This window comes from Prosthecobacter gellanilyticus (assembly GCF_007992435.1).
GTDB classification, from domain to species: Bacteria; Verrucomicrobiota; Verrucomicrobiia; order Verrucomicrobiales; family Verrucomicrobiaceae; genus Prosthecobacter; species Prosthecobacter gellanilyticus.
In genome coordinates this window covers 1-22,940 of sequence record NZ_BKAG01000037.1, presented here as the reverse complement: position 1 = coordinate 22,940, position 22,940 = coordinate 1, and the positions used below count along the sequence as shown (strand labels likewise).

Here is a 22,940-nt window from a genome sequence, read left to right as displayed (position 1 = left end):
AGTCTTTTCTATGACAACGAATGCGGGTTACCTTCTCGCACTCAATCCCGATGCTCGATCCCTTCTCCAAACTCGCTGAGGCTGGCTTTTCCCAGCAGGGAGGGCTGATCACGTCTGGCGCGGAGGAGGAGCATTGGACCCCGGAGCTGATCGCCAGCCTGGACTGGATGCGCGTGGCGGAGCTGGTGCGCGCCATCGCCGCTCATGGCGGCTGCGAGCTCGCGCGCTCCATCGTGCTGGAGGACGGCTCGGTGATGTTTGCCATGATGGAGCAGCCGATGACAGCGCATCCGCAGCGTGCGCTCGTGAAAATCTCCGCCTGGAATGAATGGGGGGCCATGCCTGAAGCCGTGATCCATTTCGCCCAGGAAGTGCGCACCGCACAAAATGCGCGCGGCGTGCTGATCGCACCCGGTGGCTTCACCCCCGCAGCGCTGATGGCCGCGCAGGAGTATCGCATCGAGGCCGTGGATGCGGCCACCCTGCATCAGGTGCTGCTCACGCTGCCTTCGGAACGCAGTGACTTCTTCTTCAACATCGCCACCTCGGGTGACTACACCACACCGACCTGCCCGGTCTGCCTGCAAAAGCTGAGCAAGGTCGAGTCCGTCACTCGCACGGAGCTCCCTGAGCTGCGTGAGATCTGTGAGTCAGGTCTGGTCGCAGATCATGTGCATGCCAGACGTGTCGTCGTGCCTACCGGCACGGAGATCACATTTCTGCATGCGGTGCGCGCGCAGGAGATCCAGATCGCGGGTGATGTGACCGGTGATTTCATCTGTGAAGGCCCAGTCACGCTGCTGCCAGGAGGCACGCTCACCGGCACCGTGGCGGCGCGATCCGTGAATGTGGAAGATGGCGGCGAACTGCGTGGAAAATTCCGCATCCTGCAAGGGCCGCCGGAATCTTTTGTGACCGAGATCCGCCGCTGGCAGTGGAGCTGCCGCAGCGTGCGCACCCGGCCGGAATGCCAAAGGGTGGTCTTCGATCCGCACGGTGAGTCCAAAGAATGCTGATCACGGCAGCATCTCGACCCGCACCTGCACTGCGGCGCTCCGGCCCTGGTCATCCAGCACATGCACGCGCCACCGGCCGGCTGCCGCGCGCCACATCACCGGCTGTGTGGGTGTGCTGGCACCGAGAAAGCGGCTGTCCGCAAACCAGAACACTCGGCTGACTCCCGGAGCCGCATCCGCGCGCAGCGGGATGGTCTGACGATCTGACGCAGAAGCTTGCAAGGTGTAGACCAACGCGCTCTGCGGTGACGTGATTTTCGGTCCCTGAGCTGTTTCCGCCGTGCTGAGAGACTCTGCACTCGCCTCGAGCGGCGGCGGCGTCTTGCGCGGCACGCCGGCCTTGCGAAACAGCTCCAGCATCTCCGGCGGCCAGAACTCCTGCACACTGCGCTGCAAGCCCGGGCGGCCATCGTCACGCGCCACGCGCAAACCGCTGGCGGAGTCGATGATGACCTCCCGATGAATCTCACAAGGAGTGATCGGTGACACACCTGGAATAAAACCACCGCGCACACGATGCTGGCACATAGGGCTGGGCAGCTGACCGGACACAGCACACAAATCAATCTCTGTTAGGCCAGGAGGTGTCGTCTCACGCTTCCGGGGCAGGCGCAGATGGCGGAAGGTCTCAAACAGCAACGGCGCAGCACATTCGCGAGCGATGAAGGCTGGGTTCGCACGACCATTGAAGTTGCCGATCCACACCACGAGCACGTAGTCACCGCGAATACCAGCCGCCCAGGCATCACGGAAACCATGCGAGGTGCCGGTTTTCCACAACACCCCTGGATCATCCAGCGCTGGCTCACCCTCACGCGTGCGCATCATCTCACGCGTGAGGTGACGCACTTCTGGAGTCAGCAAGGGCTTCGCCGTGGAAGCTGCCGCAGTGCCTGGGGTGAACTTCACCGGCCGCGCGCAGCCATCATCCGCCAGCAGGCAGTACATGGCCGCGAGTTCCTCCATCGAGACCTCCGCGCCGCCGAGAGGCAAGGAGAGCCCGTAATGCTCCGCAGGCCGCGGCAGCGCGACTCCAGCGGACTTGAGGAAGCCATAGAGACCCGGGTGAGCGAGCCGCTGCGCGAGTGACACCGCCGGAATGTTCCGGCTGTGATACAGCGCATCACGCGCCGCGATGGGGCCGGAGAACTGACGGTCAAAGTTCTCGGGGTTATAGCCACCGAAGGAGGTCTGTCCATCGCGTAACAAAGTATACGGATGAATCAAACCCTGCTGCATCGCCAGCGCATAGATGAAGGGCTTCAAGGCCGATCCTGGTGAGCGACGAGCGAGCACCCCATCCACCTGACCTTGGATCGTGGAATCCAGGAAGCCGCTGGAGCCGACGTAGGCCAGCACCTCGCGCGTGGGCGCATGCACGAGCAGCGCACAGGCATTGGTGATGCCCACATCACGTTTCCGCCCGATGTAATCGGACAGTGCCGACTCGACACGACGCTGCTTCTCCACCTCGATGGTGCTGTGCACGGGAATGCCAGACATCTGCAAATCTGGACTCGCCGACTCGCTGAACAATCGACGTGCTAAATGCGGAGTTTCGCGTGGCACCGGCAGGAGCTCTCGCAACGTGAAGGTCTCATCCAGAGGATCCGCTGGCAGACCTCGAATCTGACGCAGCCTTTCCCACAACCGATGCTGCGCATTCGCGAGGCTCTTGTTGTCGCCTTCGCGAGGTCGACGCCGCGTCGGACTCTGCGGCAGCACGGCAAAAGCAACTGCCTCACGCAGCGTGAGGTCATGCGCGCCCTTGCCGCACCAGAGCAGGCTGGCCGCGCCGATGCCTTCCACATTGCCGCCATAGGGCGCTTGATTCAGATAGGCCTCGAGGATCTCTGCCTTCGTGTAGTGGCGCTCCATCTGCACGGCGCGGAAGATCTGCCAGAGCTTCCCCCAGGCGGTGCGCGTGTGCATATCATGCCGCAGCCGTGCGAGCTGCATGGTGATGGTGGAACCGCCACCCCGTGCGCTGCCTGAAACTGCACCCCAGGTGGCGCGCAGCAGCGACATGGGATTGAAACCTGGATGCCGGTAAAAATGCCGGTCCTCCAGCTCCAGCGTGGCTTCGATCAGATCCGGGCTGATCTCTGCCAGGGGTGTGTGGCGCCGATACTTTCCGTCTGTTGTCAGCGTGAGATGCAGCAGCTTGCCATTTCGGTCCTCCAGCGTGCGTGAGAAGCGGAAATCAGGTGGATAAAGTCCGGGATCCGGCAGCAAGGCGTAAACCAATAGTGCGGTAACGAGCGCTGCGCCGAGGTGGCGCAGGATCCTTCGCTGCCAGAGTCTCCGAAACATGGCTGAATGCGGTCTGAGGATCACTCCACCTCCACCTTGCCGCCGCCCGAGCTGCCTTTGATGCCGCGGTCATACATGCTTTCAGCAAAGACCGGCGGGATCACATAGCTGCCCGCGGCGATGGGCTTGATACGGTAAGCAAAAGTTTTGGTCTCGCCCTTGTCGAGCGAGCAGAAGAAGACGTTCCGGTCCTCACGCACGTCCACATAGTCCGCGCCAGCGACCGTGTCGCGGCCCGGACGCAGACCATTCGGCTCCAGCTCAAAGCTGCCGGGCATGAGATCGAGAAGCGCGATGTTCGTGAGGGCATCCGGCGAGACATTGCGCACCCGCAGACGCACCAGCGTCCCCGCGCCGACCTTCAGCTTCGTCAGCGGCTTGCCTTCGGCATCCACGATCTCGCGGGAGACCTCCAAACCATCGGCAATCCGCTCGCTGGACGGAGTCTTGTCAAAGCCCGACTCCGTCACCTGATAGAAGGCACCGAGGTCGGCATTGCCACCCTGCGTGAGATTGAAGCGGAGCGCACCTGCGCCGGGATTGAAGGCGCCCTTCAGCAGGCCGGTCATCTCCGGCACCAGCACCTGCGGCGCACCGCCCGCGCGAGGGATCTCGCTGAGCGAAAGCTTCACCTGCATCTGCCCGGCTGCATCAGCATAAGCCTTGAGCGCGAGGATGGTGGTGGCCGCGCTGATGGTGTTGAAGCGCTGGCGTGCGAGCGGCTCTGTGATCACCGAGATGTCCTCATAGCCGAGAGTTTTCGCGCGATCTGGAAAGTGCTTGCACAGCAGCGCAAAACCTTCTGCCTGGCCGACCTGCGGCTCCAGATAGTAGGCACCAGTCCAGCGTGTGGCGGAGCGGGCCTTCTTCGCGGCCTTCCAATAGTCGTTGATGAGTGTCTCAGCCTCGTTCTGCTGCTTCAGCAAGGCATAGGTGCCCGCGAGATAGGCGCCGGTCAGCGTGGAGCGCCAGGCTTCCTGATGCTGGGTGCGCAGGTAGTCACGCAGGTTCAGCACAAGGCTGGAGGTGTTCTCACCATGACGCGTGAGCAGGTAGATGGCAGCGGCCTGGATGGAGGCTTCGTTGAGGCTGCTGATTTTAGCGCGACCCATCTCGCGCATGCGGCCGCGGGCATCGTCCAGCATCTCCGCAGGCACGGCATGACCGGCATCACGCGCCTCGGTGAGGAAGCGTGTGACATAGACGGAGAGGTAATCCATGCCTGCATCGGCATCGGAATCCCAGTAGCCAAATCCACCATTGGAATGCTGGCGGCTGCGCAGAAGCTGGAAGGCATCCTCGAGCTGCTCCGCGGATTCCTTCGGATCAAAGCCAAAGTCGGCATCCTTGGCTAACAACAAGCGTGAAATCGCACGGCTGGTGATCTGCTCGGAGCATCCATAGGGATACTCATGCAAATAGGCTTCCAGGCCACGCGCAAGACCCAGAGGCAGCGCAGAGGCGGTCGCATCCAGCTTTCGATACTGCGGGAACATCTCACGGCTGACTTTGACATCCATCTTCGGCTCGCGGAACCAGCCGCTCTGCACATTCGTCATGTAGGGCGCGGCAGGTCGCACGCTCAGCGTGGCACGACGCAGCACCGTCTGGCCTGCAGCGTCCGCCTTGAAGGTGATCTCGGCGCCGCCAAGCTCTTCCTTCACCTTCACGCGGAAACGCACGGTGCCTTCCTTGCCGGTGGCGAGGTTCAGCGCGCCCTGCGGTGACTCGATGACCTCCAGATGCGGTGTGACATTCGCCGTGATGCTGATGGGCTGCTGCGCATCTGCACCTTCGAGGTTGTTCGCCACCGTGAGTGAGGCGGTGAACTCATCACCCGGTGCCGCGAAGAAGGGCACGTTCGGCGTCAGCACCAGCGGCCCACGAACCGTCGTGCTCGTCTCGGAACGCCCCACACCATCTGCGGAGACAGCCACGGCCATGATGTTCAGTTTGCCCGCGAAGTAGTCGGGCACGGTGTAGGTCACCTCCTTGCGCTCAGGTCCGGCTTCGACCAGGCCGCTCCAGTAGACCACCGGAGGTTCGCGACGACGCTTGAAGGGGTTCAGGTTCAGCTTCAGCGGCTTGTCCGCATCACCGCCAAAGGCCTTGCTCTGCGAGATGAAGCGGAACTCCGGCAGGATGAGGTCCATGAGCTGCTCCGTCTCCACCTCGAGAGCGCGCTGACGGTTCAGATGCGAGAGCGGATCTGGCAGCTGATAGTCCGTGATCTGATGAATGCCTGCATCCACCGCATAGATGGCGATGCGCGATGGCTTGGAAGTCAGATAACCAATCTTCAGAACCTCGCCGGGTTTGACGAGAGTCGGGGCATCCACGGTCACATCAAAACGGCGCTTGTCCGGATTCGCCACGAAGTGACTCACGGCATAACTCAGCGGCGAAGTAAAAATCTCCGGCGAGTCCAAGGCGCGAACAAACGATGCGCTCACGTAGGCGGACCCTTCCATGTCCGCCGGCACAGTGATGTGCTGCACACTGGCAGGCGTGCCGGCTTTGAACCACTGCCAGCCGAGCACGCGATCCCGCTCGATGGTGAGCAGGCCCGCGCCAGTGTAAGTAGCGCTCAGGCTGGCTTCGAGAAGATCGCCGCTGTTCCAGTTCGCCTTGGCCAGCTTGATGCCCAGCTCGGCATCACGCTCGAGACTACGCTCAGCATCGCCCTTGCCCACGATGGTGAAGGCGGTGGCACAGACCACATTGCTTTCTGCATCACGCAGCTCCAGACGAAACTCGCCCGCAGTAGCGGTGGGCAGCGTGTAAGTCGCGCCTTCGACGGGGAGGGCAAAGCGCGCCTCGCTGATCATGCTCTCACGCTGCGTCGAGACATAGGCATAGCTGCCGCTCTCCTGCTTTGTCAGCACAGAGACATGGCGGATCTGCAGCACGCGTGCCGTGAGGTCGGGTGGCGCCATCGGCTTCACATCCGGGCCGAGCGCGATGAACTTCACCGTGGCGACGGTGTCCTTGCCGAGGTAGTCGAGCCGAGCCTCTGGTTTGTAACCGACGACGTAGGGCAGCGACGCCACCAGAAAATCTTTGCCAGCGCGCACGCTGCGGCCGCCATCAGCCTCAAAGGCCTCGACAAGCAAGGTCGCGCGGAAGCAGCTTTGGTCAAAGCGCTCCATGCCGAGATCAAAGACCGCCTTGCCAGCCTCATCTGTTTTCTGCTGGCCGAGCTCCACCTTCTGGCCGGGTTCCAGTGTGTGCTCATCCACCAACGTGGTCATGGGCAGGCGGTTGTGGAAGGTGTAGTCAGGGAAAGCCGGGAAAGCAAAATCACCGGGCACCAACTCCAGGCGCGCCTTCAGCTCACGATCCGCGGCGGCGAAGCCGAACAAAGTTTGCAATGACACTGCCGCCTGGATGCCGTGGGGTTGCAGCCAGCCCGCGTTTTCATCTCCGGTCAGCTCGACCGCAAGCTTCATGCGGTCCGGCTGGAAGTCTTCCACGCGGAAGACCATCTCACCGAGCCGTGTGCGGCGGTTCTCCTCCTCGTTTTCGATGAGGAAGAGCCGCGCCTTGTATTTGCCGGTGGGATCTGACTCGTCGGTTTCAGTGGTCACGGAGAGGAAGCCATCCTCGCTGAGCGCGACCTTCTGCGTGTCGATGACTTCATCCTTCGCATTGATGATCTGCATCTCCAGCGGCAGGCCTGTGGGAACAGCGAGCCAGTCACGACGCTTCACCACCGCCCCAAGATGCACCTTGTCTCCAGGACGATACACACCGCGCTCGCTGAACAGGAAGGCTTCCAGGCGCTCGCCTTCGGAGGCCATCACGCCACCGATGTCAAAGCGTGAGAAATCAAGCAGACGGTCCGGGCGCTCGAACGGCAGGAAGGAGAGATCACTGCCGAGCGAGGCGATGATGGCCACGGGCTTCTTCTCACGCAGGAAGTTTTCAATGTCAGGCAGCTGCGCGTGGCCGTCCGTCGTGGTGCGTTGCAGCAGATACTCGCCGTTCTTCGCCAGCACGGTGATGGTGGCGCCATTCACCGGGTCACCTGTCTGCACGCTCTGCACAAAGACATCACGCGTGCCATCAGCGTTCCGCTTCACCATGAGGCCGAGATCCGTGATAAGCACGAAGCGCTGCGCCGAGGCATGGTCGATGTCTTCCCAGTCATCCTTCGTGGCATCACCTTCGGTGCGCTTTTCGGAGTTTTCCTTCGGCTCCACACCTTCCGCGGTGAGGAAGAACAGGCCGCGTGAGTTGTCAGGATCACTGCTGTCCTGGGTCTGCAAAGCGCTGGCGAAATCAATGACCGAGTAGCTGGCCTCGTACTCATTCTTCATGGCCACCGGCTGCACACGGCGCAGGAAGCGCGCGATGTTTGATTCATCAAAGCCCTCGCCCATGACAAAGTGAGGACTGGCGAAATCACCTTCCGTCATGACGACGAGATGGTTCACCTGCCGCGCAGGCACGCGGGCCATGGTCACACGCAGGTTCGGCACGCCGCGTGTTTTCACGGAGAGCTTGCGCTCGCCATTCAGCGCGAGCACACCGCCCTTGCCGAGCACTTGAACTTCCTTCGGAAACTCAGGCACGGCCGCGAACGCACGAAACTCCTTGGCCAGACGGAAGCCGCCGAGCGCTTCGAGGCCTTTGTTCACACGCACAAAGATTCGGCCGGATTTCTCCGCGAGGAACTTGAAGCCATGCTTCGTCGTCACGGAGCCGCCTTCAGTGGCTTCCAATTCGACAGGCTTCAGCTTCACCGGGGCAAACTGCTTCAGCACGGTCTCGGTCACGTCATTCACGCCGGCGACCACATCGTGCCCCTGATTATCCTTGATGGTGAACTCCAGCGGCTCGAGCCACACATTGAGATTCTTCATCAGCACTTCACTTCTGGCATAACCTTCTGTGTGTACAAACAGGAACTGCTCGGGATCGCCGTCCTCCGTGGTGACAATCTCCGTGTCGGTGGAAGTGATCTTGAATCCGCTGTCGATGTCAGGCACACGCACCTTCCTCACAATGTCAGCCCCGAGAGGCTTGCCGCCCAGGCTGGACGCGATGGACCCACGCAGTGTGATCTTCACGAAGTCTTCCTTCTCCGGGATCTGGATGCGTGTGGTGCGCATCCAGAACTCACGCGCATGGACACCCTCCGTGACCGTGAAGAGACGGTCGGGCTTCTGGCCTTTCCATTCAAAGATCTTGGATCCGCCGATGACCTCCAGCGAGATCCGGGATTCCACCTCAGCCTTGGTCAGCGGATGGCTGGACTGATAACCGACGACGACGGTTTGCACGGCGGGGTCCTCAGGATTGATCTCGAACTCTTCCTTGGAGATCTGGATCACCAGCGCGGGCGTGCTGGCGGTCCATTCGTTTTCTTTGAGCACCACTTCCGGAGGCAGGGATTTTTTGTCGAGCTCAATGTTATACTCTTGAGCTGGAGCCCAGTCTTTCACAGGCGTGAAGGTGAGCTGGCGGTCCGAGGTCCACTTCCACTCGCCCTCATGCGCGGGTGTGAGGGTGATGCCTTCCGCCTTCTTGTTCACGGCATCGAGCTTCGCAGTCGAAGCATCGAAGTTCAGGATGATGGGCATGGGCTGCAGCTTCCCCTTCACCACGGGCGTGACACCGGGCATGGTGAGCGTGCCTTTCACCTGGCGTGACTCCGTGAGCTGACGCGCATGCGGCTGGTGCGCGCGCTGCCATTCGAGCAGCTTGGGCACGGCCAGAAAGCCAATGCCGATGACAACGATGAGACTGGCGTAACGGCCAGGATTGGCATGCAGGTGCTCGTCAGCCGCACGTGCGAAGACCGGCATCCAGCCCGGAGGTTTGTAGTGAAACTCACCTAACAAAGCACGCAGCATGCGTGCTACCCGTGAACCGGAGGATTGGGACATATATGAGGAGGTCGGTCCACTAAAGTATGGGTCCGCCTTCACTTAGCGAGCGATCTCTATGGGAATACTGCTAGTGAAGTATTCCCATCACCCCCGGATCTGTGGCAGCCGGTCAAAAGACGGCTTTGCGGTGGAAGAGGAAGCTTTCCAGCACCAGCACCCCCAGCGCGAACCAGAGCAGCAGGCGCGGCCAGTCACTGATGCCGGCATGAGCCGTGATCTTGGGCAGCGCGGTGGCGGGAGCCGCCTCCTGCGTGTGGCCGGGGAGGTCGGTCTCACCCATGGAAGCCAGCACGCTGACACCGCGACGGTCCGCTGCCTTCCAAGCACCAATGCGCTGGACAGAAAGAAGGTTATTCTCCGCCTGGTCGCTGCTCTCGGTAAACTGGCTGCCGGTCCACTCCGTCCATTCGACGAGGCCGGATTCCGTGATGAGATCGCCGGGATGCAGCACGCGCAGGTCGGAGATCGCGTCGCTATTCTCCGCGCACCAGTAGAGTGCATTTCCCAGCAGCAGCGGGAAGGCCGGGAGAAGCGCGAGCTGCTCCGACCGAGCCGGTGAAAAGGTGGTGACCACCAGCCGCTGGCCATTCACCTCGCCTGCGGCGAGCACGGGTTCGTTTCCGGCCATCCACAAAGGTTCCAGAGATCCACCCAGCTCAAGCACACCGGTCTGGGTGATGGCGAGACGGCTGGTGGCGATGCGGAACAGCAACGGATGATCCGGCGCGACACTGCGGACGCTGTCATGCGGAAGCCCTGGCTCCTGCAGATGGCGCACCTGCACAGGGCCGCTGCTCTTCGGGGGATTCAGCACGATCACAGGCCGATCCGCGGGCAGGGCCTCAGGCACCCAGTTCTCAAAGACATACACGTCAGGCTTGTCCTTCATGGGCCAGGCAGCGGGCTGGCCTTTCAGCACTTCCAGGCGACCGGCCTCAATCATGGAAGCCAGAGCCAGCTCGGTGAAGGGATCCGCTTTCTCCGCCACGACGGCGACCACCAGCGGGCGGGTCTCCGGCAGAGGAGCGACGACGGCATCATCCCAGCCGAAGCAGTCTCCTGCGGCCTTCAAGTGCATCTCCATCAACTGTCCGCGCACACCTTCCAGTGGCACGATGAGGGAGGCGGAGGCTCCTGGCTCGAGATCGATCTCACGCAGCTGGGCCAGGCGACCGGCCAAAGTGACCTCAAGCGTGGCGGTGAGCTTGGCCGCATTCGCTTTCGCCGCGCTGACCTTCACAAAGGCCTCGTAACGGTCCCGTGCGAGCAGGGCACGGCGGATCTGGAAGCCGGTGATGCCTACATTCAGCGGAGCGTCCATGGCCACGTCCATGAAGGCATAGGCGGCTTTGTCCACATCGGGAAGCGGCGCATCACCTGCATGCCAGATCTGGGACTTGGTTTCCAGCTCAGTCAGACGCTTCACCACGGTGAGCGCAGCATCCGGGCGGCCGTCCATGGGCTGAGGCTGCAGCTCGTTCAGCAGCCGCAGGCACTCACGGCGGTTGCGGCTGCGGGAGAGCAGCACGCGCGGGCGCGCATCAAAAGCCACCAGGGAAAGGATGACCTGATCCGGCAGGCCGTTGATACGATCCCGAAGGCGCTTTTTGGCTTCCTCCAACCGTGTGCGGCCCTGGGCGTCCCGCGCGCTCATGGAGGCTGAGCGATCCACCACGACCACCACGGCTCCAGGTGAGTCCGCGCCCGCTTCGCCCGTGGGTCGAGCCAGCGCCAGCACAGCGGCGGCGATGACCAGCAGCGTGAGCAGGAGCGAGAGCCACTTCTTCAGCTTCCGCAGCCAGGCAGACTCCTGGTGCTCACGCGAGAGCGACCTGAAGAACAGCAGCGTGGAAACCGGCACCCGCCGCGCCCGCTTCCTGAACAGGTAAAGCGCCAGCGGAATGAGCGCCAGCCAGGCCAGGTGCAGGAGGTGGGGGGTGAGGAAACGCATGTCGCGACCAGACAAGACATAACATCACGGCTCCGGTGAAGTCATGCGCGAACTTCTCGTCCAGGATGCGCATCGGTATGTTGGAGTGCAGCCTATAGGCGATCTGGGGCTCCAGGACATTGCCATCTCCATCTCCCAGATCGGCTAAAGCCTTCACTCCAACGTGAGGTTTCTACCCACAAAAAGCGCCAAAGCCCGGAGAGGACTTTGGCGCTGAGTTGTCAGAAGAGGAGAACCTTACTTCGTCTTCACCTTGAAGCTGCGGAAGACGACCGGGTCACTGTGACCAGCAAAGCCGATGAAGCCCTTGGTGTGGTCCAGGCCCTTCGGAGGATGGGCGATCTGGCTGCGGTCAAAGGTGGCGGTGTCTACATCGAGGATCTTGGTGCCATTGAGCGTCACCTTGATCTTGCTGCCCTGGACTTCGATCTCCTGGAAGTTCCACTCACCCACCGGACGCAGGTAGCCGTGCTTGGCGCCCACGCAGTGGTAAAGGCTGCCATGATACTGCTCGGGCTTGAGGCCGGGCTTGCCAGCGGCAGCCTGCTTCTCGTTGTAGCCATCGCTGTCGATGACCTGGAGCTCGAGGCCATCGGCAGCGGAGTGGCCGCCCAGCGGGGTGCGCAGGGCGATGCCGTTGTTGCCTGCCTTTGGCAGCTTGAACTCGACGCGGATGATGCCGTTTTCGAATTCTTCCTTGGTCAGCAGATCACCGCCCTTGCCCTGCTTGCAGGTGATGGCGCCGTCTTTGACTTCGTAGTTCTCCACCGCGCCCTGCCAGTTGCTCAGGTCCTTGCCATTCACGTGCTCCACGAAACCTTCGGCATCACGGGCGGCGAGTTCCTTGTTCGCCTCATCCGCAGGGATTTCGCGGATGAAAACATTGCGCCAGCGGATCTCGCTGCCGTGGGTCTGGAGCTGGATCGGGCCTTTGGCGAAGGCTGGATCAGGCATGAACCCATTCGGCAGCTTCTCTGCAGGCTTGTCCTTCGCCTTGTCGTCCTTTTTGGCATAGGCGATGAAGCCAGCCTTCTTGTTCGCGAAGAAGTTTTCCAGCGGCGCATTGTTCACCACGATCTCGCCATTGAAGCGCACGGTCACGCGCTCGCCGATCATCTTGATGTGGAAGGTGTTCCACTCGCCGAAGGGCTTGTCCATGCGCTTGGAGGGGAACTTGCCCTCCTCGTTCTTGTTGTTCCAAAGGCTGCCGGAGCCCTTGTCCGCGCCGAGCTTGAACTTGGCCTCTTCCGTGTAGTCCCAGATCTGCACCTGGGGAATGCCGCGCAGGTAGATGCCGCTGTCACCCAGAGGGAGCATCTTGTAGTCCACCATGAGTTCGAAGTCGCCGTAGTCCTTGTCGGTGGTGAGGTAGAGGCCTTTGCCATCATTCACCAGTTCACCGTCCTTCACGCTCCAGTGCGCGTTGACGTGGTCGCCCTTGTCATTGCCTTTGGCGTCCTTCAGACCGCCTTCGACGGACTGCTTCTTGTACTCCGCCTTCTTCTCAGGCGTCATGTTCCAAAAATCCGTGGGGTCCTGGGTGCCCCAACCATACCAGCCGGACAGGTCCTTGCCGTTGAAGAGGGGCTTGAAGCCCTCAGGCGGCACATTGTTTTCAGCCGATGCCGTGACAGCAAGTCCGGCGACCAGGGCGAGGGTGCAAAAAGCAGGTGATTTCATGATGGAACGATGAGTCGGCCAGCTGCGCAGGGTTCTTTCAGCAGGCCGCCACCCAAACGCGGCGTGTTTGCATACTTTCAGTCTCTGCCTAATGGGCACGACAAAGCACCAGTGCTCTTGTGAGAACTGCATGGGTGGGTCTGCCCCATCCGAGGGGGGGTATCCCGGATGAGGAGTCATGGGGTGTCTGTCCGCACGATCAACTCTCAACCACCAGCCGCGCTTGTGAAGAGCACGGCGTGCTGGTCATAGGTGGCCTTGGCACCGGCGATGCGCGCCACGTAATCAATGGCGGTGGGCAGAGGCACGTCCGTCAAAGTGAGCGATACCTTGGCCTCGCCGACTTTGGGATCGGTGACGAGGAAGTTCGGCACCACCTGGCCATTACTGGCGTTCTTGGAAAGTGCTCGCAACCCATCGAGCGCCTCCTGCAGGGTGACGTCCGTGAGTTCCACCTTGGGCAGCTTCACTCCGGAGTACTTCAGCTTCAACGAGGACCCGGCGGACATCTTCAGCTTGGCATTGATCTGGCCAAGAAGGATGCGCGACTCCTGATGACGCGGCTGCTGAGCCTGGACCATCGTGAGAAGCTGCCGTGCCTGTTCGAGGTCGCCCTTGTAATAGGCATCGCGGCCCATCTGGAAGAGGTTCTCGAGGTTTTCAGCCGCGCGCAGAGGCGCGGCCCCAATGGATGCACCAGTCACAAGGACCAGCGCCAAACGAACCACGAAGCAATGAAGGTTGGCTTTCATAGCGGGGGGGATATCGGGTTTGTCCGATAACCGCGATTGCAGCAAAACGGACGCAAGAAGGCAAGACGGAATCTTGTCTTCGTTCATAAGATCGTTAGGCTCATTACTATGATTGTGAATAAATGGTTCGTCGCTCTGCTCGCCCTCACCAGCCTTGTCGCTCAGGGGGATTCGCCCATCGCCTTCGCCATTCACGGAGGCGCAGGTGTGGCGCCCAAGGACCTCACACCTGAGCAGGAAGCTGAGTGCCGGAAGGTGCTGGCCCAGGCGGTGCAGGAAGGTCATGCCACCTTGAAGAGCGGAGGCAGCGGCCTGGAGGCGGTGCAGAAGGCCATCATCATTTTGGAAGATTCACCGCTCTTCAATGCAGGCCGTGGCTCCGTGCTCACGGCCGCAGGCACGGTGGAGATGGATGCCTCAATCATGGATGGCAGGACCCTGCAGGCCGGAGCCGTGGCAGGCATCACCACCGTAAGGAATCCCATCCTGCTGGCAAACGTGGTCATGACGAAGACACCGCATGTGCTCATGATCGGCGCGGGAGCTGAGGCGCTGGCTCGTGAGCATGCTCTCAAGACCGAGGCGCCGGAGTGGTTCATCACGCCGAAGCAGATGGAGAAGCTGCGCCGGGCTCAGAAGAAGTCTGCAGTGACCCTATCACCGGAAGACATCTGGATGCGCGTCGGCACGGTGGGTGCCGTGGCGCTGGACAAGGAAGGTCATCTGGCCGCAGGCACCTCCACCGGTGGCCTAACCAATAAAAAGGCGGGACGAGTGGGTGACTCGCCCATCATCGGCGCCGGCACTTATGCTGAGGATGGAGTCTGTGCTGTGTCAGGCACCGGTCACGGAGAGTTCTTCATCCGCAATGTGGTCGGTCACGATGTGGCCGCGCGCATGAAGTATGGCAAGGCCACGCTCGTGGAAGCGGCCGATGCCGTCATCGCACGTCTCAGCGAACAGAAGGGTGTGGGGGGCATCATCGCCATCGACGCGCAAGGCAGGGTGCACGCCCCCTTCAACACTCCCGGCATGTTCCGCGCATGGATCGGCACCGATGGGCAGGTGGAAGTGAAGATCTTCGTGGAGTGAAAGCGGGAGCCATCTAGATACCACTGATGGACACTTATGTTCCAATCCCTGAATGGCTTGGTCATAAGTGACTATCAGTGTCCATCAGTGGTATAAAGTGTCTCGGCTAACACGGGATGTTTCCTGTCTCAACCTAACCAACAAACGCAAAAATGCCCTGGAGGAGACAATCTCCTCCAGGGCACCAAGGCTAATTGAGCTGCTTCGAAGAACCGTTTACAGGCTGCTCATCAGAGGACCCGAGCTGGCAGGTTTGCGCACCCTGCCGGCCAGGATGGAACTCGCGCCGGCATTGGAGCCGTAATAGCGCTGGTTCGCTTTCTTGTCCGTGCCGATGACCGTGCCTTCCAGCGAGACGCCTGCGAACAGGCCCTGGCTGCGGCTGTAGGCATAGACCGCCGCACGCGGGGTCACGCCAGCCTCAGCACTTCGTCCCACCGGACCAGCGGCGACACTCAGTGCGCCGCCCAGTTGCACGTTGGCGTCTTTTGAGAACGCCTGCACGGCTTCAGGTGTGTTCAGCACCAGCACAAGTTCGGTGACTTGGGCGCCGATCTGGGCGCCGAAGCCCACTCCACCCGTGCGAACGAACGACGGGGCGGACCAACCGTTTCTTGTGCGGGCCACAACCACACCTTGCCCAACCTTGCCTGACCAGACGAATCCACCTTTGGTCATGGTGATAATGGCCAGACCTCTGGCCTCACTCAGCACATGCTCAGGGATTCCTTCTTCAGGCATTGCCTTGAACCGCTGCATGATGGCAGCGGCCTGTCTCACCCTTTGATCCTCCTTCGGACCTGCCATCACCGAAGTGCTGGAGGCGAGGAGAGCCAGGGCGACACTCAAAAGAATGTAGGGTTTTGATTTCATGTTACTTGTTCCTTTCATGCCCTGAATACGGGGCAGAAATGCAGGGAGGATGTTTCAATCAAACCGTCTGAACTTATGAACAGCGCCGTACTTCTGCGTAACTAACTTGTTTTCAACGGATCACGAATCTCCCCGACCTTGTTATCGGGGGAACCACGATGCCCTATCAGAGCCCAAATGGCCTCCCGCCCTTTTTCCTGCCTTGCATCCATGCTTTGCCCGCTTCCAGATAGGGTTGCCGGGCGTTGATCACGAACGGCTTTGTTTTGAGCACGGACCCTGTCCCCCCAACTCGCACCGCACGCCCTCGCCGCAAGCAGGCGGACGCGGACCCGGCCACCGCTTCACCTGCCCCGCAGGCCGACAAGCGGGTGGATGCGCATGGCCTGGTGCAAAGGGTGGCTGAGACACGGGAGTTCACGGCGAAGCTGAAGACGCTGGGCAAGGAACGCATGATCTGCCTGGAGCACGTGACGCCGGAAGCGGAAGGCTTTGCGGTGGCGCTCGTCATCGGGAGGGCAAGGCAGCTGAAGAAGAGACTCTGGGTGCTGTGCCCGGAGCCTCGCACACAGGACCGCATCCAGGCCGAACTTTTGGTTTGGCAAACACCGGCGCTCTACTTCCCAAGGCACTCGCAAAGCTTCGGTGATGATGCGCTGCCGGATCCAGATCTGGCAGCAGAGCGTGTGGCGGTGCTGGAGAGATGGACCGCAGCCATTCCTTCCACGAGCAAAGGCAAGCGAGCCTCCGCTGATACCACTTCGAGTGATGCTCCGAATGCACTGCTGCTCTGTGCAGATAGCTGGAATGAAACAGTGCCTGCTTCAGCAGAACTGGCGAAGCAACGGCGGCAGATCGAAGTCGGGCAGACACTGGATGTGGAGGCCTTTGTGGCCCAGCTGGCGGAGGCAGGCTATGAGCGTGTGCCAGTGGTGATGGAGCGCGGGCAGTTCGCGCGGCGTGGTGGCATCGTGGACTTTTACTCCTGGCAGGCGGAGGAGCCGCTGCGCGTGGAGTGGTTTGACGAGGAGATCGAGTCCATCCGCGCCTTTGATCTGCATAACCAATCATCCGTCAAAAGACTGGAGCGCGCGAACATCATCCTGCAGCTCACGGAGCAGGCAGGGGAGTCCGGCCAGGTGCGTGACTACATGACGGCCGAGGATCTCATTCTCGTCATCGGTGATGAAGCCGTGGATGCACCGGTGGATGCACGCATCATGTCCGGCACCATGGAGCATGAGGGGCCGGAAAACTTTGACACGGCCATCCATGAGAATCCGCTGGGTGTCTTTGATGCCTCGGACTTCGTGCTTCATGAAGCACGGCGGAAGCAGTTCGCCATGCAGGTGGATGAGTGGAAGAAGCTGGGCTGGCAGATCATCATCTTCTTTCACAATGAGGCGGAGCGTGATCGCTTCAGCGAGCTGTCCCAGGTCACGGAAGATTCTTGCCAGACGCTGCTCGGTCTGCTGTATCGCGGCTTCACGGTTCCTTCAGCGAAGCTCGCGGTGCTGACAGGGGCGGAGATCTTTGGCAGGCATCAAGTGTCACGCCGGTCACGCGGCTCCAAGCTCGCGGATCCGGAAACCCTGCGCAAGGCGCGCGATGTGCTGAGCGAGCTGCGGGATGGCGATCTGGTGGTCCATAGCGAGCATGGCATCGGCCGCTTTGCAGGCGTGGAGGTGCGCACGGCTCCCAACGGCAAGAAGGATGAGGTGCTTGTGCTGCTGTATGCGGACGAGGCGAAACTCTTTGTGCCGGTGGTGCAGGCGCACATGGTCAGCCGCTATGTCGGTGTCGGAGGACGCGCTCCCCAGCTCAGCAAGCTTGGCGGCGGCTCCTGGCAGAAGACCCGCAAAACGGCGGAGAAGAGCGTGGAGGAGTTTGCGGCGAAGATGCTGACCATCAGTGCCGAACGCCGCAGTGTGAAGGGTCATGCGCACTCGCCGGACACGAAGTGGCAGGTGGAGTTTGAGCAGTCCTTCCTCTACCGCGAAACTCCAGACCAGCTCCGCTGCACGGAGGAAATCAAACGGGACATGGAGTCTGAGAAACCCATGGACCGTCTGCTCTGCGCTGACGTGGGCTTTGGTAAAACCGAGGTGGCGATTCGCGCGGCCTTCAAAGCGGTGATGGGTGGTAAGCAAGTGGCCATTCTGGTGCCGACGACGGTGCTTGCGCGGCAGCACTGGCAGAACATCCGCCAGCGCATGAGCGAGTTCCCCGTGACGGTGGAGATGCTCTGCCGTCTGACGCCGAAGAACCGTGAGAAGCAGATCCTCCAAGGCGTGCGCGATGGCACGGTGGACATCGTGGTGGGCACGCATCGTGTCATCTCCAAGGATGTGCGCTTCAAGGACCTGGGCCTTGTCGTCATTGATGAGGAGCAACGTTTCGGCGTGAAGCATAAGGAGAAGTTCAAAGAGCTCTTCCATCTCGTGGATGTGCTGACACTCAGCGCCACGCCGATCCCACGCACGCTTTACCTCGCGCTCATGGGTATGAGAGACATGAGCACCATCGAGACACCGCCACCTAACAAACAAGCGGTCGGCACCATCATCACGCCGTATGACGAGCGCGTGATCAAGCAGGCCGTGGATGCCGAGCTGGACCGTGGCGGCCAGGTCTTCCTGCTGCACAACCGCGTGATGACCATCGAACGCACGGCCATGCGCATCCGCGAGCTGTGCCCGCAGGCACGAGTCATTGTGGGACATGGTCAGATGGACGAGGAGATCCTGGAGGATGTGATGCACAAGTTCGTGGATGCCGAGGCCGATGTGCTGGTGTGCACGACCATCATCGAAAGCGGTGTCGACATCCCAAATGCGAACACGATCATCATCGATCGTGCGGATCGCTTTGGTCTTGCGGACCTGTATCAGCTTCGTGGCCGCGTGGGCCGTGGCGGCCAGCAGGCTCATGCCTACCTCATGCTTCCGCGAGATGCGGTGACTGCGGGCGATGCGCGCAAGCGTGTGAATGCGATCAAGCAATACACCGGCCTGGGCAGCGGCTTCAAGATCGCGCTGCGGGATCTGGAGATCCGTGGCGCGGGTAATCTGCTCGGCACGGAGCAGAGTGGCCATATTGCCGCAGTGGGTTTTGACATGTACTGCCAGATGCTGAAGCAGGCGGTGAACCGCATGCAGGGCCGGCGCGTGCCACGCCCTGTCGATGTGGCGCTGCGTGCGGATTTCCTGGTGCAGAGCGAGGCGCTGATGGCCCAGTCGGAGAAAGCCGTCATCGGAGCTTTCCTGCCTTCCAACTTCATCGAGGACACAAGAATGCGCATCACCGCCTATCGCCAGCTGGGCGAGGTGATGACTCGGAAGGAACTCGATGAGCTCGAGACCCAGTGGCGTGATCAGTTTGGCGACAAGCTCCCCTACCCCGTGCAGAACTTGCTCGCCTGCGCATTGCTGCGTCTCGCCGCCGCGCATGCCGGCATCAGCGATGTCGAGATCAAGGAGCGGAAGCTCATGCTCACGCGCAACGGCAACTTCGTGATGCTCAACGGCAAGTTCCCCCGCCTTGCCGAAAGAGCCGGACACAAGCAGCTCGCGGAAGCACTGGGCATGGTGAGGAGTTTGTGATGCCGCTTTGAAATCCAGCATGAGCTCCCTCGAACAAGATGGCTACGCCGTGGTTTCCGACGTGCTGACATCAGCAGAGTGCACTGCCCTTGCTGACCTTCTTGGAGCTCCGCCATCCGCTGGAAGACGTGGTCTGCTTTCGGTTCCAGAGATCAGACATTTGGCGGCATCGGAGAAGCTTCTCACTTTGGTCCGACCACATTTGCCCACCGAGCCCTTCGCGGTTCGGGGCATCTATTTTGACAAGTCGCCTGACACCAACTGGCTCGTCTCCTGGCATCAGGACCTAACGATCTGTGTACAGGAAAAGCGTGAGGTGCCTGGCTTCGGACCGTGGAGCGTGAAGGAAGGTGTGCCCCATGTGCAGCCTCCGGTGGAAGTGCTAGAGAGCATGCTGACGATCCGGTTGCATCTCGATGATACCGATGAGACCAACGGCGCGCTACGGGTGATTCCAGGCAGTCACAAATTGGGGAGGCTGGGCAACTCGCAGATTCAGCCGATCACGGCGAGCGGCCAGGAAAGCATGTGCATAGCACCTCAAGGAGCTGCGCTTCTGATACGACCGCTGATTCTGCACTCATCGTCACGCTCGACTAGCACAAGGCGCAGGCGCGTGATTCATCTGGAATATGCCTGCACCCCATTGGATGCAGGCTTGGAGTGGCAGGAAGCTTGAGCCCTGCTTCGAAAATTAGATCTGAACCTCGGCGCTCTCGTCAAACGCATCGGTGATCGGCTTGATGATCATGCCGGCGGCGACGGTGTTGTTCGTCTGCTCGTCCACAAGCACAAAGGAACCAGTCGTGCGGTTGTCGGCATACGAATCAAAGAAGATAGGAGCCGAGGTGCGAATGCGGACGGAGCCGATGTCATTCAGGCTGAACTCCTGGCTCTCCTGCGATTTCTCGAGAGTGCTGATGTTCACCTTGTAAAGCACATCGGTGACAACAGCACGCACTTCATTCGTGGTGTGGCGAAGATGGAAACGACCGCGGGGCTTGAGGGTCTTTTTGTCTGCGAACCAGCAGACCATGGCATCAAACTCCTGGCCGCTCTGCACAGGCTCATTGGCCTTCACGATCATGCCGCCACGGCTGGTATCGATCTCATCAGCGACGGTGATGCTGTAGCTGAGCTGGGGAATGGCTTCGCTCTGCTCACCGGCGAAAGTGTGGATGCCGGTGATCTTGGTGCGCATCGCGGAAGGATGCACAACGATGTCATCACCCACGTTGAAGGTGCCGCTGGCGACACGACCTGCGAAACCGCGGTAGTCATGAAGGTTGCCGAGCTTCGAGTCATCCTGATCCGAGATCGGGCGGATGACCCACTGGACGGGGAAGCGTGCTTTGTCAGCGGCTGTTTCAGCCTGCACTTGGACGGTTTCGAGATGCTCGAGGAGGCTCGGGCCGTCATACCAATCTGTTTTGTCAGAGCGAGTGACGACGTTGTCGCCATTCAAAGCGCTGATCGGGATCGGACGGATGTTCGGCGTGTATTCCAGGCCTTTCGCGAAGGCCATGTATTCGGCGACGATCTTGTGATAGGTGTCCTCGTCAAAGTCCACGAGGTCCATCTTGTTCACGGCAACGACGATCTGGCTGATGCGCAGCAGGCTGGCCAGATAGGTATGGCGCATGGTCTGCTCGATCACGCCGAGACGTGCATCGATGAGGATGATGGCAAGGTCAGCGGTGGAGGCACCGGTGACCATGTTGCGGGTGTACTGAATGTGCCCCGGGGTGTCTGCGATGATGAACTTGCGCTTCGGCGTGGCGAAGTAGCGATAGGCCACATCAATGGTGATGCCCTGCTCGCGCTCAGCGCGAAGACCATCCGTCAGGAGCGCAAGGTTCACGTGCGCATCACCGCGGCGCTTCGAAGATTCTTCCACAGCGAGGAGCTGGTCTTCGAAGATGGATTTGGAATCATAAAGCAGGCGGCCGATGAGCGTGCTTTTGCCATCATCAACGCTGCCGGCAGTGGTGAAGCGGAGAAGGCTGGATTCGGTGGGGTTGACGAGAACGTCCATGAATGAGGAGAGAGAAAAGGTTCGGTGCGTGTGGAGTCAGGATGTCCCGGCAGATATCAGAAGTAGCCTTCCTTCTTGCGGTCCTCCATGGCGGTCTCGGAGCGTTTGTCATCAGCACGTGTGCCACGCTCTGTCTGACGAGCGGCAGCGACTTCGGCGACGATCTCATCAATGGTGGAAGCGGTGCTTTCCACGGCGCCCGTACAAGTAGCATCCCCCACGGTGCGGAAGCGGATGATCATCTCCTTCACGTTCGGCTTCTCTTCGTCGAGCAGAGGGATGAAGCCTGTCTCGGTATCGAGGAGCTGGCCGTGACGCTCGATGATCTTGCGCTTGTGACTGAAGTAGAGAGTCGGCAGCGGGATCTCTTCCTGGCGGATGTACTGCCAGATGTCCATCTCGGTCCAGTTGCTCAGCGGGAACACCCGGAAGTGCTCACCGAAATGCTTGCGGCCATTGAAGATATTCCAGAGCTCAGGGCGCTGGTTTTTCGGATCCCACTGACCAAACTCATCACGGTGGCTGAAGAAGCGCTCCTTGGCGCGGGCCTTTTCTTCGTCACGACGACCACCACCAAGGCAGGCATCAAACTGATGTTCTTCGATGGAGTCGAGCAGAGTGACGGTCTGCAGTTTGTTGCGGCTCGCGTTGGCGCCTTTTTCTTCCTGCACGCGGCCTTCATCAATGCTCTTCTGCACGCTGCCGACGACGAGCTGGGCGCCGATCTCCTTCACGAACCAGTCGCGATAGGTCATGGCTTCAGGGAAGTTGTGACCTGTGTCCACATGCAGAAGCTTGAACGGCATGCGCGCTGGGTAGAACGCTTTGCGTGCCAGCCAGGCCATGACGATGGAGTCTTTGCCACCCGAGAACAGGAGCGCGGGCTTTTGAAACTGGGCGGCGGTTTCGCGAAGGATGTAGATGGCCTCGCTCTCAAGAAACTGAAGGTGGGTGATGGCGGACATGCGGCGGGAAAAGGGATCGGCGTGTGAGGTTTCGCGACTCGGTTTAGTTCGCGGCGGTGACGAGCTTGGCATGCAGGCCGCACTCGTGCTTTTCATCACCCTTGGCGGGATCGTAATAGGTGCGCTCATCCGGGAGCTGATGCTCACCGAGATAGGCTTCCAGTTCGGTGGGGGTCCACTCGAGGATCGGGTTGATCTTCAGGCAGTTGAACTTGGCGTCCCACATGACGGGCTTCAGCGTCGCAGCGCGCTGGGGATTCTGTTCCTTGCGTAGTGCCGTGATCCACACCTGAGGAGCGAGCTCGCGCATGCCGCGCTCAAAGGGCTCCAGCTTCATGATGCGGCTGAAGGACTCCACGCGCTCCACTTCATCCGGCATGGGCACCTGGCCGCCATTGAGCGCCAGCCAATGGGCACTGGTCATGAGCGGCAGGTAGGGCTTCAGATTCAGGTTCAGACGCTGGCGGGAGGCCTCGGCGAACACGTAGGTTTCAGGAAGATTCGTGCCGTGATCAATCCAAAGCACAGGGATGTCTGCCTGCGCCTGAGCGGCGAGATGCAGAATCACGGCTTCATAAGGGCGGAAGTTCGTGGTGACGATGGCTTTCCCCTGCTGGACGGCCCAGCGGATGATTTCCAGGGGGGTAGCACCTTCCAGCTTTTGGTTGATCGAATCGAGGTCTTGCGGACTCATGGTTGGATATTTGTCCTTATTCCCTATCTGTAAAGTCGGTTTTTCATCACGGCAGAAAAAACCCCTCTCTTGA

Annotated in this window: 13 protein-coding genes; 4 read left to right on the top strand and 9 right to left on the bottom strand. The window is 60.7% G+C overall.

The features are described 5' to 3' along the window. Window positions 1–50 precede the first annotated feature (50 nt). Complete coding sequence (locus tag BGE01nite_RS20565; protein ID WP_170266937.1) at window positions 51–1,016, top strand: bactofilin family protein; 966 nt, start codon at window positions 51–53, stop codon at window positions 1,014–1,016. Here BGE01nite_RS20565 and pbpC read toward each other — a convergent pair whose 3' ends face one another. From pbpC to BGE01nite_RS20540, 5 genes are all read right to left on the bottom strand, one after another. Further along, window positions 1,017–3,329 (bottom strand): penicillin-binding protein 1C, encoded by a 2,313-nt coding sequence (gene pbpC / locus BGE01nite_RS20560; RefSeq protein WP_146853175.1) that lies wholly within the window; start codon window positions 3,327–3,329, stop codon window positions 1,017–1,019. Between the two features lie 20 nt (window positions 3,330–3,349). Then, the gene (locus tag BGE01nite_RS20555) at window positions 3,350–9,220 is read right to left on the bottom strand and encodes an alpha-2-macroglobulin (RefSeq protein WP_146853173.1); all 5,871 of its coding nucleotides are present in this window, start codon (window positions 9,218–9,220) and stop codon (window positions 3,350–3,352) included. 112 nt (window positions 9,221–9,332) lie between these two features. Further along, entirely contained in the window at window positions 9,333–11,174 is a 1,842-nt protein-coding gene (locus tag BGE01nite_RS20550) for a vWA domain-containing protein (protein WP_146853171.1), read from the bottom strand. 237 nt (window positions 11,175–11,411) lie between these two features. Beyond that, the gene (locus BGE01nite_RS20545) at window positions 11,412–12,854 is read right to left on the bottom strand and encodes a 3-keto-disaccharide hydrolase (protein ID WP_146853169.1); all 1,443 of its coding nucleotides are present in this window, start codon (window positions 12,852–12,854) and stop codon (window positions 11,412–11,414) included. Between the two features lie 206 nt (window positions 12,855–13,060). Further along, complete coding sequence (locus tag BGE01nite_RS20540; protein WP_146853167.1) at window positions 13,061–13,606, bottom strand: hypothetical protein; 546 nt, start codon at window positions 13,604–13,606, stop codon at window positions 13,061–13,063. 108 nt (window positions 13,607–13,714) lie between these two features. Here BGE01nite_RS20540 and BGE01nite_RS20535 point away from each other — a divergent pair, with 108 nt between their 5' ends. Further along, window positions 13,715–14,698 carry an isoaspartyl peptidase/L-asparaginase family protein gene (locus BGE01nite_RS20535; protein ID WP_146853165.1) on the top strand — a complete coding sequence of 328 codons (984 nt, stop codon included), beginning with the start codon at window positions 13,715–13,717 and terminating at the stop codon, window positions 14,696–14,698. 216 nt (window positions 14,699–14,914) lie between these two features. Here BGE01nite_RS20535 and BGE01nite_RS20530 read toward each other — a convergent pair whose 3' ends face one another. Then, window positions 14,915–15,571, bottom strand: coding sequence for a lipid-binding SYLF domain-containing protein (locus tag BGE01nite_RS20530; protein WP_170266936.1), 657 nt, complete (start codon window positions 15,569–15,571; stop codon window positions 14,915–14,917). A 266-nt stretch (window positions 15,572–15,837) separates the two neighbouring features. Here BGE01nite_RS20530 and mfd point away from each other — a divergent pair, with 266 nt between their 5' ends. Both mfd and BGE01nite_RS20520 read left to right on the top strand, forming a co-directional pair. Then, entirely contained in the window at window positions 15,838–19,173 is a 3,336-nt protein-coding gene (gene mfd / locus BGE01nite_RS20525) for a transcription-repair coupling factor (protein WP_246145769.1), read from the top strand. Between the two features lie 19 nt (window positions 19,174–19,192). Further along, entirely contained in the window at window positions 19,193–19,852 is a 660-nt protein-coding gene (locus tag BGE01nite_RS20520) for a phytanoyl-CoA dioxygenase family protein (protein ID WP_146853162.1), read from the top strand. A gap of 15 nt (window positions 19,853–19,867) precedes the next feature. Here BGE01nite_RS20520 and BGE01nite_RS20515 read toward each other — a convergent pair whose 3' ends face one another. Genes BGE01nite_RS20515 through BGE01nite_RS20505 form a run of 3 tightly spaced genes read right to left on the bottom strand, consistent with a single transcriptional unit; the run spans window position 19,868 to window position 22,867 of the window. Beyond that, complete coding sequence (locus BGE01nite_RS20515) at window positions 19,868–21,208, bottom strand: sulfate adenylyltransferase subunit 1 (RefSeq protein WP_146853160.1); 1,341 nt, start codon at window positions 21,206–21,208, stop codon at window positions 19,868–19,870. 56 nt (window positions 21,209–21,264) lie between these two features. Continuing rightward, window positions 21,265–22,173, bottom strand: a complete 909-nt coding sequence (gene cysD, locus BGE01nite_RS20510; protein ID WP_146853158.1) for a sulfate adenylyltransferase subunit CysD — start codon at window positions 22,171–22,173, stop codon at window positions 21,265–21,267. Window positions 22,174–22,216: 43 nt separating this feature from the next. Further along, entirely contained in the window at window positions 22,217–22,867 is a 651-nt protein-coding gene (locus BGE01nite_RS20505; RefSeq protein ID WP_146853156.1) for a phosphoadenosine phosphosulfate reductase domain-containing protein, read from the bottom strand. Between the last annotated feature and the right edge of the window lie 73 nt (window positions 22,868–22,940).

Excerpts from the sequence above, each read along its gene's own strand:
- BGE01nite_RS20515 (WP_146853160.1), bottom strand. The coding sequence starts at position 21,208 with ATGGACGTTCTCGTCAACCCCACCGAATCCAGCCTTCTCCGCTTCACC.
- pbpC (WP_146853175.1), bottom strand. The coding sequence starts at position 3,329 with ATGTTTCGGAGACTCTGGCAGCGAAGGATCCTGCGCCACCTCGGCGCA.
- BGE01nite_RS20550 (WP_146853171.1), bottom strand. The coding sequence starts at position 11,174 with ATGCGTTTCCTCACCCCCCACCTCCTGCACCTGGCCTGGCTGGCGCTC.
- BGE01nite_RS20565 (WP_170266937.1), top strand. The coding sequence starts at position 51 with ATGCTCGATCCCTTCTCCAAACTCGCTGAGGCTGGCTTTTCCCAGCAG.
- BGE01nite_RS20530 (WP_170266936.1), bottom strand. The coding sequence starts at position 15,571 with ATGAAATCAAAACCCTACATTCTTTTGAGTGTCGCCCTGGCTCTCCTC.
- BGE01nite_RS20520 (WP_146853162.1), top strand. The coding sequence starts at position 19,193 with ATGAGCTCCCTCGAACAAGATGGCTACGCCGTGGTTTCCGACGTGCTG.
- BGE01nite_RS20540 (WP_146853167.1), bottom strand. The coding sequence starts at position 13,606 with ATGAAAGCCAACCTTCATTGCTTCGTGGTTCGTTTGGCGCTGGTCCTT.
- cysD (WP_146853158.1), bottom strand. The coding sequence starts at position 22,173 with ATGTCCGCCATCACCCACCTTCAGTTTCTTGAGAGCGAGGCCATCTAC.
- BGE01nite_RS20505 (WP_146853156.1), bottom strand. The coding sequence starts at position 22,867 with ATGAGTCCGCAAGACCTCGATTCGATCAACCAAAAGCTGGAAGGTGCT.
- BGE01nite_RS20535 (WP_146853165.1), top strand. The coding sequence starts at position 13,715 with ATGATTGTGAATAAATGGTTCGTCGCTCTGCTCGCCCTCACCAGCCTT.
- BGE01nite_RS20545 (WP_146853169.1), bottom strand. The coding sequence starts at position 12,854 with ATGAAATCACCTGCTTTTTGCACCCTCGCCCTGGTCGCCGGACTTGCT.
- BGE01nite_RS20555 (WP_146853173.1), bottom strand. The coding sequence starts at position 9,220 with ATGTCCCAATCCTCCGGTTCACGGGTAGCACGCATGCTGCGTGCTTTG.